Annotated in this window: 10 protein-coding genes; 3 read left to right on the top strand and 7 right to left on the bottom strand. The window is 60.8% G+C overall.

What is annotated here, in order from left to right; genetic code table 11:
• Positions 1-269 precede the first annotated feature (269 nt).
• The gene (locus QM596_RS29495) at positions 270-1,694 is read left to right on the top strand and encodes an aldehyde dehydrogenase family protein (protein WP_007732506.1); all 1,425 of its coding nucleotides are present in this window, start codon (positions 270-272) and stop codon (positions 1,692-1,694) included.
• A 62-nt stretch (positions 1,695-1,756) separates the two neighbouring features.
• Here the strand turns inward: QM596_RS29495 and QM596_RS29490 are convergent, their stop codons facing one another.
• Genes QM596_RS29490 through QM596_RS29460 form a run of 7 tightly spaced genes read right to left on the bottom strand, consistent with a single transcriptional unit; the run spans position 1,757 to position 8,745 of the window.
• Positions 1,757-2,518: an HpcH/HpaI aldolase family protein gene (locus tag QM596_RS29490; RefSeq protein WP_019746656.1), complete on the bottom strand. Its 762-nt coding sequence runs from the start codon at positions 2,516-2,518 to the stop codon at positions 1,757-1,759.
• 34 nt (positions 2,519-2,552) lie between these two features.
• Positions 2,553-3,512 (bottom strand): aldo/keto reductase, encoded by a 960-nt coding sequence (locus tag QM596_RS29485; RefSeq protein WP_060939890.1) that lies wholly within the window; start codon positions 3,510-3,512, stop codon positions 2,553-2,555.
• Positions 3,512-4,378 carry an ATP-binding cassette domain-containing protein gene (locus tag QM596_RS29480; protein ID WP_283310590.1) on the bottom strand — a complete coding sequence of 289 codons (867 nt, stop codon included), beginning with the start codon at positions 4,376-4,378 and terminating at the stop codon, positions 3,512-3,514. Before QM596_RS29480 ends, QM596_RS29485 begins: the two co-directional genes overlap by 1 nt.
• Positions 4,375-5,208: an ABC transporter ATP-binding protein gene (locus tag QM596_RS29475; RefSeq protein WP_052740907.1), complete on the bottom strand. Its 834-nt coding sequence runs from the start codon at positions 5,206-5,208 to the stop codon at positions 4,375-4,377. The genes QM596_RS29480 and QM596_RS29475 overlap by 4 nt, the downstream gene beginning before the upstream one ends.
• A gap of 3 nt (positions 5,209-5,211) precedes the next feature.
• A complete protein-coding gene (locus QM596_RS29470) occupies positions 5,212-6,159 on the bottom strand; it encodes an ABC transporter permease (protein WP_197942121.1) in 948 nt (315 codons plus the stop codon).
• Complete coding sequence (locus QM596_RS29465) at positions 6,159-7,163, bottom strand: ABC transporter permease (RefSeq protein ID WP_007732496.1); 1,005 nt, start codon at positions 7,161-7,163, stop codon at positions 6,159-6,161. The genes QM596_RS29470 and QM596_RS29465 overlap by 1 nt, the downstream gene beginning before the upstream one ends.
• A gap of 4 nt (positions 7,164-7,167) precedes the next feature.
• The gene (locus QM596_RS29460; RefSeq protein ID WP_283310589.1) at positions 7,168-8,745 is read right to left on the bottom strand and encodes an ABC transporter substrate-binding protein; all 1,578 of its coding nucleotides are present in this window, start codon (positions 8,743-8,745) and stop codon (positions 7,168-7,170) included.
• A 212-nt stretch (positions 8,746-8,957) separates the two neighbouring features.
• Here QM596_RS29460 and pdxA point away from each other — a divergent pair, with 212 nt between their 5' ends.
• The gene (gene pdxA / locus QM596_RS29455; protein WP_283310588.1) at positions 8,958-11,198 is read left to right on the top strand and encodes a 4-hydroxythreonine-4-phosphate dehydrogenase PdxA; all 2,241 of its coding nucleotides are present in this window, start codon (positions 8,958-8,960) and stop codon (positions 11,196-11,198) included.
• A 27-nt stretch (positions 11,199-11,225) separates the two neighbouring features.
• Positions 11,226-11,993, top strand: a complete 768-nt coding sequence (locus QM596_RS29450) for a DeoR/GlpR family DNA-binding transcription regulator (RefSeq protein WP_047890222.1) — start codon at positions 11,226-11,228, stop codon at positions 11,991-11,993.
• Positions 11,994-12,368 lie beyond the last annotated feature (375 nt).

Raw genomic sequence — 12,368 nt, 5'->3', positions numbered from 1 at the left:
GAGAAGCCCCCCAACCAGTGATGGTTGGGGGGCTTTCTCGTACCCAAAACACCCCGAAACATCCCGTCGCCGGCACCCCCCGGATCGAGCGAACGGTACGTTCACGCGATCCGCGAAAAGCGTGCGCTCACCACAGGTCTCGTCAGTCGAAGGTCAATCGCGACACCAACCTGCCACGGAACCCGTCGAGCGTGGCTAGGCTCGGAAGAGGTGCCCCGTGTGATCGGGCCCACCTCACCTGTGCACGCGTGATGACTACGGAGGCTTCGATGACCGATATTCTCGACCGCACCAAAATCTATGTTGATGGCGCCTGGATCGAATCCACTGGCAGCGGTCGGATCGACGTTCTCAATCCGGCTACCGAAGAGCTGATAGGAACTGTCGCCGAAGGCACTGTCGAAGATGTCGACGCGGCCGCGAAGGCAGCACGAAAGGCGTTCCCTGCCTGGTCTGCACTATCCGGCGGTGAGCGCGCCGAATATCTTTCCAAGGCCGCGGCGATAATTGCCGAACGCACCGATGATCTTGCGGCGCTTGTTTCGCAGGATATGGGAATGCCGATCGGATTCGCGAAGCCCGTACAAATCGGAATGCCGCTCGCGAATTTGAATGCATTTGCCGAATTGGCTCGCACTTATGATTTCGACGCTCACGAGGTCGGGAATTCGCTGATTGTTCGCGAACCTGCGGGTGTTGTCGGCGCCATCACTCCCTGGAACTTCCCGCTCCACCAAGTTGTCTTGAAGGTCGGCGGTGCGCTCGCCGCGGGCTGCACCGTGGTTCTCAAGCCCACCGAGGTTGCGCCACTCATCACGTACGCGCTCGCTGACATCTTCGACGAAATTGGTTTGCCTGCAGGTGTATTCAACCTGGTGAGTGGCTACGGCCCGGTAGTGGGCGAAGCCATCGCCGGCCACCCTGAGGTCGACATGGTCTCCTTCACCGGATCGACTCGTGCAGGCAAGCGAGTGGCCATCGTTGCCGCGGACACCATCAAGAAGGTCTCGCTCGAGCTGGGCGGCAAGTCGGCGAACGTCATTCTCGACGACGCCGATCTCGAAAAGGCTGTCACGGATGGCGTCGCAAAGTGCTTCATCAATTCGGGCCAGACCTGTTCGGCGCTGACGCGTATGTTGGTTCCCGCGGAGAAGGTGGATGAGGCAGCGGCAATTGCTGCTGCAGTCGCCGCTCATTTCCCGGTAGGTGACCCGACTCAGCCGACTTCGGTGCTTGGTCCTCTGGTGAACGCGAATCAGCTGGGACGCGTTCGCGGATACATCGAGAAGGGTGTGTCGGAAGGTGCCACCGCGGTTGTCGACGGTCGCGAAACCGGTCTGGCCAGTGGATATTTCGTCGGGCCGACGGTGTTCGCGAACGTTACCGAAGACATGACCATTGCGCGCGAGGAGATCTTCGGACCGGTCCTCTCGATCATGGGCTACAAAGACGAGGCCGACGCAGTGCGTATCGCCAACGGCACCGAGTACGGACTGGCCGGTGGCGTTTGGTCAGGTGACCCCGATCGCGCGGATCGCGTCGCACGGCAACTGCGTGCCGGGCAGGTCGAGGTGAACGGCGGAGCATTCAACACGAATGCTCCGTTCGGTGGGTACAAGCAGTCGGGCGTCGGGCGCGAGGCCGGCACGTTCGGGCTCGAAGAGTTCCTCGAGATCAAGGCGATTCAGAGATAGTTTGTTCGAGAATGGCGATGCTCCCGTACCAAGTGCGGGAGCATCGCCATTTTGTACCCGGATCAGGACTTGGCGGCATCCAAATGCTGAGCCGAGATGTTCGCCAGATGTGTCAGGTCCGAGGCCACGGTCGCGAACGTGTAGCCCTCCCCGAGCCGTTGTGCCGCAACCTGACCGGAAGGTGTGTGGATTCCCGCAGCGACTCCGCTGACGGCGGCAGCTTCGCGCACCCTGGTGAGCGCTGCTTCGAATTCCTCGGCGACGTCCGGATCGTTGGAGTGCTTACCGCCGACGGCGATTCGTAGGTCGGACGGCCCGACGTACACGCCGTCCAATCCGGGCACTGCGCAGATCTCTTCGACGTTCGCCAGACCCTGTGGGGTCTCGATCATCGCAAATACAACGGTGTCGCGGTTCGCGTCGGCGGGAACTGGGCCGATACGGAGTTGAGAGCGCATGGGTCCGTAGGAGCGGATGCCGAAAGGCGGATACTTGGCGGCTGCCACGGCGGCCGCTGCCTCTTCGGCGTTGTTGATCAGCGGAACGATGACGCCCACAGCGCCCGCGTCGAGTGCACGGCCGATGGGCGTCGGATTGTTTGCCTCGACGCGCACCATCCCGACAGTGGACGGTGACGAGTCGATGGCGGTGAGCCCGGCGACCATCCCCGAATAGCCGATCAGGCCGTGCTGCATGTCGAGGGCAATGTAGTCCCAGCCGACGTGCGCAATCCATTCGGTCGAGACCGGACTGTCGATGACGGACCAGTATCCGAGAATGCGTTCGCGTCCTCGGATACGTGCGGCGAATTCCTGTGCTGACATAGTGAAGAACTCTTCCTGATGAAGGTCGGGTGTTTCAGCGGTTGTAGTTGGGCATGGGGCCTCGTAGGGCGGCACCGACGAGGTCACACTCTTCGACGGTCGAGGCGTCGAGTGGACCTCGCCCGATGGCCGCGATATTGGATTCGAGGTGCGTAACTTTGGATCCTCCGAGGAGCAGCGATCCGGCGACGGGCTTGCTGACCAGCCAGCGCAACGCAAGCTCGGTCAGGGAGATGCCCGACTGTTCCGCGATCGCCGTCAGTTGTGCAATGGCGTCGAAGATCTGTGTGTTCCAGTATCGCTCCTTGTACATCGACGCAAGACGGGAGTCGCCGAATCGGCCGTCGACGGGGTTTTCCTCGAAGGTGTGGCGCCCGGTGAGCAGGCCCCCACCGAGTGGGTTGTAGACCATGGTGGTCAGTCCGGTCACGTCCGCGAATTCTGCGTATTCTTCTTCGATGCGACGCGCGAGCAAGTTGTAGAGCTGTTGTGCGACGATCGGTCGCGGAGCACCGACTGTGTCTGCGGTGTAGTTGATTTCACTGATTTGCCACGCGGCAAAGTTGGATACGCCGAGTGTGCGGATCTTGCCCTCACCGACAAGTTCCGCGACGGTGGTAAGAGTTTCGGTCAGCGTGACGGTTCGGTCCGGCTGATGGAGATAGAACAGGTCGACGTAGTCCGAGTCGAGTCTGCGCAGACTTCCTTCGATGCTTGCTCGGAGTCCCTTTGCCGAGAGTGGGCTGTTGTCACCGGCATCGGGGTGTGGCATTCCTGCTTTGGTGGCCAGAGTGACGGAATCGCGTCGGCCATGGAGGAGCTTTGCCAGCATGCGCTCGGACTCACCGCCCGCATAGCCGTTGGCCGTGTCGATGTGAGAGATACCGGCGCCTAGTGCTGCGTCGAGCATCGATCCCGCACCCGATATGTCGACCGTATCTCCGAAGGTCATAGTGCCGAGCACCAGTTTCGGAAGCTCGAGTGGGGCGGTCATCAGGCAACTCCTCGCGATTCGGTCTGCTTGGCTAGCAAGTTCTTGGACAGGGCTGCCACCACGTGGCGTGGTTTGATGCCGACCATGGTGGTGGGATCGAGAGCAGCGCCTCGTAGTGCGCGGGTGTACGGCTCGCACGGACTGGCGAGAACTGTTTCTGTGGAACCGGATTCGACGATGGCTCCTTTCGACATCACGACTACGGTCTCGCTGATTTCTCGGACGACGCCCAAGTTGTGTGAGATGAAAACGTACGTCAGACCGGTGTCGGCCTGAATTTCACGTAGGAGCGCGAGTACCTGCGCTTGCACCGAAACGTCGAGAGCACTGGTTGCTTCGTCGCAGACCAGGATCTCGGGTCCGCTGGCAAGTGCACGGGCAATTCCGATGCGCTGACGTTGGCCACCGGAGAACTCCGCCGGACGCCGGTGTAGTGCCGAGCTGGGCAGGCCAACGCGATCGACGAGTTCTGCTGCTGCCTTTGCGCGTTCAGACTTGCTCCGAACACCTTTGAGGCGCAGTGGTTCTCCGATGATGTCCTCGGCAGTCAGATGGGGGTCCAGCGATCCGTACGGATCTTGGAACACCATTTGAACGCGAGAGCGGAAGGGGCGCAGTGACTTCTCCGACATCTGGGCGATGTCATTGCCGTCGACGAGAATGCGTCCACTGGTCGGTGTGAGGAGTCGGACGATAGATCGAGCGATTGTCGACTTGCCACATCCGGATTCGCCGACGATGGCCAGGGTCTTGCCCTTTTCCACCGAGAAGCTCACAGCATCCACGGCTCGGAAAACTCCGTCGGGAACCGGATACTCGACAACGAGATCTTCGACGGCGAGAAGTGGCGTTTCGTGGGGGCTCATGCCGAGGCTCCGATCTGTGTTGAACGGGCGGGGTCGCCATCCCAAGGCCCCAGGTGCGGTATGGCGTCGAGAAGCTTTTGTGTGTAGGCGCTTTGCGGTGAGTCGACGAGAACGTCGGCGCTACCGGTCTCGATAAAACGTCCGTCCTTCATCACGTAAATGCGATCGGATACGAGTCGGGCGACTCCGAGGTCGTGGGTGATGACCAGCATTCCGATCCCGGTGCGTTCCTGCAATTCGAGCAATAGATCCAGAATCCCGGCCTGAACGGTGACGTCCAATGCGCTGGTGGGTTCGTCGGCCACGATCAGTTCGGGGCCGGCAGCAAGAGCTCCGGCGATCAGGACGCGCTGCAACATTCCACCCGACAGTTGATGCGGGTACTTGTCGAGTTGCTGATCCGGATACGGAATGCGTACCTGCTCGAGCAGTTGCACTGCCCGCTCGATTTGCTGCTTCTTCGCGGTCACACCGCTGTGGCGCACTGCTTCTCGAAGTTGGCTACCGATGGTGTGGACGGGACTCAGAGCCGTCATCGGGTCCTGGGGGATGAGGGCGATGTGTTTTCCACGAATATCGTTCAAGATCTTCGTGTTTCCGAGAATGTCCTGGCCTTTGAACACGGCTTTCCCGGAAAGAACGGCGAGATCGTCCGGAAGCAGTCCGAGGATTCCCATGGCTGTAGTCGACTTTCCGGAGCCGGATTCACCGATGATGGTGACGGTTTCACCGGCGTCGATGCAGAAGGACACCCCGTCGACGGCTCGGATGACGCCATTCGCCGTGACAAGTTCGATCTGGAGGTCGTCGACCCGTAGTAGATTGCCCATGTCTCACGCCTTTGCTTTCTGGGCGTTGCCACGCCCGAACAGGCTTGCGCCCAGTCGTTTCGAACCTGCAGGACGATCGCGCAGACCATCGCCGAGTAGGTTCACTCCGACCACCAGCAGCACGATCATCAGGCCTGTCAGCGTCACGATCCACCATGAGGTGGTGATGTAGTCCTGACCGTCGGCGATGATTCGGCCCCATGTCGCGAACGGACGTTGTGGTCCCGCGCCGAGGTAGCTCAACGAGCTTTCCAGAAGGACGGCCTGGGCGAGGAGCAACAGCACGACAAGCGACGCCTGCTTGACGATGTTCGGGATTACGTGGCGGACGAGGATGGCCATGCGGGTCAGGCCCAGGACTCTGGCTGCTGCTACATAGGGCTTTTCGCGTTCGACGAGCACCAAGGAACGGGTCAGTCGGGCGACTTCGGGCCACTGCGCGATTGCGATGACAAACGTGATCACGGGAATGGACGGACCGAACAGCGCAACGACGAGAAGCAGCATCATCAGCAGAGGCAGAGAAAGCTGTGCTTCGAGTAGGCGGGAGATCACGGTGTCGACCCAGCCGCCGAAGTACCCCGCGGCGGATCCGGCGACTATGCCGATGACCCCGGAGACGATCACGGCGAGAATACCGATCGTCAGAGACACCTGGCCGCCGTGCAGGATCCGTGAGAGGAGATCTCGTCCCAACTGATCGGTGCCGAACAGATGGCCGTCGGTGAGGGGCGGTAGCCGTCGACTGCTCAGGTTGGTCTGGTTCGGATCTGCAAGGGGGAGTAGTCCCGCCAATGCAACAGGAAGAATCACCAGGAGCGCGCAGATCGAGCCGGCCCAGATCTTGACTCGGCTGTCTCGCTTACGGCGCGTGGCTCCGGCGCGTGCGAAGTCTGCCTCGGTGACCGCGCTGGCGCGTGGAGTTGTTGGAGGTTCCAAGACGGTAGTCATCAGTTGGCGCCCTTTCCGAGTCGCACGCGTGGATCCAGGAGGGGGTAGAGGAGGTCCACTGCCAGTTGCACGAGCACGGCGAGAACCGCAGTGACAAGCACGGTGGCCTGGATGAGCGGGTAGTCGCGAGTCTCGAGTGCGCGGACCACCAGCGAGCCGACACCAGGCCAGGCGAACACGACTTCGACCACCACGACGCCGTTCAGCATTCCGGCAAATCTGGTGCCCAGCGCGGTGACGATCGGAATCGCAGAATTACGCATCGCATATCGCCAGGTGAGTTCGCGTTCGGATACTCCGCGAGAACGTGCGACCGTGATGTACGGAGAAGCGAAGGCCGAGACCATTTCGCGTCGAACCATCCGGGAGATCAACGCGATCTGAAGGATGGCGATGGTGACGGTAGGCAGGATCAACGACGGCCATGTGGTGAAACCGGCTGCCGGGAGTACTGGGATCAAGACCGCGAAGATCGTCACCAGCATCAGGCCGCTCCAGAACTCCGGCATGGACTGCCCGCCGACGGCTACGACGTTCGCACCGAGTTCGCGTCGGGTGTCCGCGTGACGGGCCATCCACACGCCCAGCGGAATCGAGAGCACGGCGGTCAACAGAATGGAGCTGACGGCAAGGGTGATGGTGTACGGGAGACGGCCGAGGACAACGTCCATGGCCGGCGCCTGGAACGAGTACGACGTGCCGAGATTCAGATGGACGAGGTCCCACAGGTAGATCAGGTATTGAGAGAACACCGACTTGTCCAAGCCCATGTCAGCACGGATTTGTGCGAGATCCTCCGTGCTGGCCAGCGGTCCGGCCAAGGCGTAGGCAGGATCACCGGGAGCCATTCGGATCAGGACGAACACTGTTGTGAGCGTGAGGAAGATCGTCAAGGCGCTCTGTGCCAAGCGTTTGAGCACGTATTTGACGGTCGGGTTGATCCTTGTGCGCCGACGCGGAGAGATTCCGAGAGCGGTTTGCGGTTTCGGAGCGGTGAGAGTCATCGCCTCAGGCCTCCAATCGGACGGCGCCGAGGTCGTAGGAGTTGATCGGGGTCAGTGAAACATTTTGTACACGAGTGCGTTTCGCAAGGAGTGCGTTGGGTACGAAGCTCCACAGGCAAGGCCAGGTGTTCCAGATGTCTTGTTGTGCGGCGTCGAGTAGAGCGGCGCGCTTGGTCGGGTCTGGTTCGCTGGATGCGGCTTGGATCTTCGCGGTGATTTCGGGGAAGACGTACCCGTGATAGGTGTCGCGAGTTGCTTCCTTCTCCGCTGTGCCGGCGTACATCCCCTGCAACGTGGTCAGTGCAAGTCCGGTCTGGTTGCCGTAGCCGTTGCCCAGCACATCCCAGTCGCCGGTCTTGCCCTGGCGCCAGGACGAGATGTCACCGCCCGGTTCGAACTGCTGGAGTTTGACGCGTACTCCCACGGCCTTCATCATTTCGAGTACCGATTCCATCACCGAGACGTCGTTGGTGAACTCTCCGGTTTCCCAGATGAAGGTGAGTTCGAGGTCGTCGGCGCCTTCGGCCTCGAGCATCTGCCGCGCTTTCCGTGGATCATATTGGTAAGTACCGGTTTTCACGGCTCCGTCCAAGGTCGACGGTGCGGGGCCGGTGGCCGGGACTGCGGATCCGATCAGCACGTCCCGAGCGAGTGACTCACCGTCGATGGCATACGTGAGAGCTTCTCGGACACGCGGATTGGACAGTGGGTGATCGGCGGGCTTGCGGAAGTTGAAGAACAGTTGGTTGATGCGTGTGCTCGGCACTGTGTCCACCTGGACACCAGGCAGGTCGGCGAGTTGTTCGGCGGAATCGGGACTGATCGAGTCGATGACGTCGACCTCGCCGCTCCGAAGTGCGACGACGCGGCCGGCCTCTTCGGGAATGAAGCGGACCTGAACACGACGAACGCCAGGGACCGGGCCCCAGTAGTTGTCATTGGCGACAAGTGTGTAATCACCGGTGCCCCGGTTCGATTCGCTGACGACGAACGGTCCCGACCCGATTCCGCTCTGCAGTTCGTTGGGTTCGTTCGCAGCGGCCGGGGTGATCAAGATGTTGGACATGAGCGAGTCCAGAACCGGCACCGGGGAATTCGTCCGAAGGATGAAGGTGCGATCGTCGATGGGGACGACCGTCGGCCACTCGGGGAACTGCGGTGCGACAAACGATCCGCTGACCTGCTGGTACATCTGCATTGCCGTCGTGACGTCGTCGATCAGCACAGGTGTGCCGTCGGAGTAACGGATGCCCTCGCGGAGTCGAACCGTCCACTCGGTCGCGCCGGTCGATTCGAACCTGTCAGCGAGAACGAGTTGCGGTGTCAGATTGTCGCCGATCCGGGTGAGGCCTTGTCTGACGCCACGTTGAGCCGTGACTGCTGCGTCGAATTGATTGAGTTTGTTGTCGAGGCTGACGAGCGAACGGTTGAGCCCGAGCACCAGGGTGTCCTGGGTCGGCTTCCCGGTAGGGCCGGCGCACGCGGCAGTCGTGCCCAGAAGCGTTGCGCCACCGATCAGCCCGGTGAACTGCAGAAAGGATCGCCGGGAGAGCTGTGGTGTTCGCAAACGAGTATTGGTCATCGGTGACCTTTCGATCCTGACGGGGCAGCGTGGGGGCGACGCTCCGAGCGGACTGTTGGTGAACAATCGCGTCGGGCTCTCGCTTGTAACTCAGCTCACAATGGCACTGTTGCGCACTTCGCGCAAGTCCCGTAACTTCGATTGCGTACTTCGCGCATCGGTTGCGATGCTGTGCATACTCGATTCAGACCGAAAGGGGGTCGAGGAATTCGATGAAACCACTGGTAATCATCGCTGATGATCTTTCCGGAGCCGCGGAGTCGGCCGCAGGATTTCTGCTCCGCAGTTCGGGCATATCGCTTCGACTCGGCCCAGGTGCGCCCAACGGATCAGGAGTGACGGTTTTCGATCTGCACTCACGGCGATCCGACCCCGCCAGAGCCTCTCGTGACGTGAGATCAGTTCTGCAATCGTCTGACGGCTCCGAGATCGTCAAGAAGATCGATTCCCTGCTCAGGGGCAACATAGCGGCGGAGGTTGGAGAACTCTCCCGCGACGGATCCCCGGTCATCGTCGCCGCCGGACTGCCCAGGCAAGGGCGTACGGTGCAAGACGGGGTGGTGTTGGTCGATGGGGTTGCGTTGCACGCCACCGACCTGTGGCGCGCGGAGTCGAAGCCGGCTCCTCGGTCGATTGCGGAGGCGCTCGGCTCGTCGGCAATTACTTCTGGCGTATCGCTGGACGACATTCGCTCCGGGCGGTTGAGCCAGGTTCTTGTGTCGATCTCAGAAGCCGGTTCGGTGGCGATCTGCGACGTCGAGACCGAGAGTGATCTGGAACTGATTGTGGCTGCAGCACAAGAGGTTCGGGGTTCTCGATTGGTAGGAACCTCGGCGCTCGCGACGGCAGTGGCACGACGAAGAACCGAGCAGTCACCCGTCGTGCGCCCATCTCTTCGTGATTCTCGATTTACTTTGGTGGTTGTGGGGACGGCGGATGCGTCTGCCGGGGACCAAGTGGCATTGCTTCGGGATTCAGGGGCGCACCATATCGAAGTGAACAGTGCTGAACTGCTGGCGCATTCGGTCGATCCGCTTCCGATTCTGAACGCACTGGATCGCGGAAACGTCGTGGTTTCGGTAAGTGGACCTGTCGTGCCTGCAGAATCCGTCCATCTCGTTTCGGCTCTCGCCGATCTGATCGCTGCCGTCGATGCAGGATTCTCCCACAGCGAGTACCCGATCGACTTGGTTCTTACCGGTGGCGAAACCGCGCGCAGCGTTCTCGACCGCCTGCGGATCGACACTCTGTCACCGATTTACGAAATTGAACACGGCGCCGTACTTTCCGTCGACCGCACCGGACGGTACATCGTCACGCGGCCAGGCAGTTTCGGGAATGCACACAGTCTTTTCTCTATAACGAAGTTTCTCGCGCGCCCCATCCCGGTCGACGCTCCGGACAGTCCACCTTCAGACAACGAGGTCAACCCCATGCCAATCGAATCTACTCCACTGCCGCTGATTGCTGTCACGATGGGCGACGGCGCCGGCGTCGGACCGGAAGTGATCGTCCCCGCACTCCTCGACGCCGAAACGAGAAAGCGTTGCCGCCCTGTTGTTGTCGGCGACGCGAAACGTTTGCGATTGGCTGCCACGGTGCTCGGAATAGACGTCGACGTGGTCGCGATCGAGGAGATCAAGGATGCTGAATTCATCGATGGACGGATCAACGTCATCGACCTGGACTTGCTACCCGAGGATCTCGCCTGGGGTGAACTGTCGGCAGTCGCGGGGGATGCGGCCTATCAATATATCCGCGTCGCAAGCGAACTCGCCGTACGCGGTGAAGTCCAGTCGATCTGCACGGCGCCGCTGAACAAGGAAGCGCTGCATGCGGCAGGACACATCTATCCCGGACACACGGAATTGCTTGCGCACCTGACCGGTACCGAGGAGGTGTCGATGATGTTGTCGACCCCCAAGCTCAAGGTGATTCACGTGACCACTCACATCGGACTGCTCGATGCAGTTGCCAGGATCGAGCCCGGCCTGGTCGAGAGGACCATTCGTCGAGGTCACGAAGCTTTGGTGCGCACGGGCAATCCATCTCCGAAAATCGGCGTGTGCGGGATCAACCCGCATGCGGGGGAGAACGGGCTTTTCGGGTACGGAGAGGAAGAGCAGAAGATCATTCCCGCCGTCGAACTCTTGAAGGCAGAAGGAATTGACGTCCACGGCCCACTGCCGGCGGACACGGCATTCTTCCTCGCTGGACGTGGGGACTACGACTTGATCGTTGCGATGTACCACGATCAGGGACACGGCCCGGTCAAGGTTCTCGGGATCGAGGCCGGCGTCAACATCACCGTCGGGTTACCTGTCATCCGTACCTCCGTCGATCACGGAACCGCTTTCGATATTGCAGGTAAGGGCATCGCCGAGGCCGGTAGTATGGTCGAAGCGCTGCGGCAGGCGGCCGAATTGGCAACCAGCACATTCGTTTCCAAGTAAGCACCAGGGTTTGTAGGGGGAGGAGCGATGGTCATCCGGGAGTCGGAGGCGAGGCGGTCGGAGATTGCGAGGCTCGCCCGCACCAGCGGTCTGGCCAGTGTCGAGGATCTGTCTGCCCAATTCGGGGTGACTGCATCTACGATCCGTCGCGACCTGAGTCAGTTGACTGCCCAGGGAGTAATTGCTCGAACGTACGGCGGGGCGATTGCTCTCAACCCTCATCCGGAATCCTCCTTGCGTCAACGCGCAATGGAGGGATTCGACGCCAAACGGGGCATCGCCGAATGGGCTGCTGAGCAGGTCCGGCCCGGAGAAACCGTGCTCCTTGATGCAGGTACCACCGTCGGAGCGATGGGGGAGTTCTTACGTCACGTGACGAATTTGACGGTCATCGCTGCAGGGCTGACGGCGCTCGAGGCGTTAGCCGACGCTGATGGTGTTCGAGTCGAATGTCTCGGCGGGACGCTGAGGCAGCTCAGTCAAGGATTCGTCGGGCCACTGGCAGAAGCGTCGCTGCAGAGGGTGTCGTTTGACAAGGCATTCCTCGGTGCCGATGCAGTTACCGCTGACCTGGGTATTTGTGAAGCTGAGCTCGATCAGACCCGGCTCAAGGAAATGATGATCGAACGTGCCGGCGAGGTCTACATCCTCGCCCACTCCGCCAAGCTTGGTGAACGTCCTTTCCATGCGTGGGCGCCGATACCGCCGGGGGCCGTGCTGGTTACCGATGCTGCAGTAGACGCAAAGCAAGTCGCGTTGTTCGAGGATGCAGGTATCCGAGTCCAAGTGGTGTGAGTTCCCGCTGCGTGCCGATCCGGCCACGGTGTCCGGCGTCACATGATGTCCGAATTGGTGAAAATCGACTAAAACGGGCAATCTTGCTGGGGAAATGGATACCTCCGAGTCTCTGACCTGTGGATTTGTCAAAGACTTCGGCGGACGCGTAACTTATTCCAAGTCAGAGCGACACGGACACCGACTCCCGCCTTCACGGCGAGTGACACGAGGTTGTACGAAGTGCCTGACCAAATTTCGAAGTAGTTTCCATCGTGTATGGTTGTGCTTCACCTCCAGTTGTTCACCGAATGTTCAGCGGTTTGCGCCGATGATCATGATGGGATAGGCTGGAAAAGTTGCCCCGGAGCGGCGGCCATAGGGTCGTGGTGATGG

Source organism: Rhodococcus sp. IEGM 1406, assembly GCF_030056745.1.
In the GTDB taxonomy this organism is placed as follows: Bacteria; Actinomycetota; Actinomycetes; order Mycobacteriales; family Mycobacteriaceae; genus Rhodococcus_F; species Rhodococcus_F erythropolis.
This window is presented reverse-complemented; position numbering and strand designations above follow the sequence as displayed.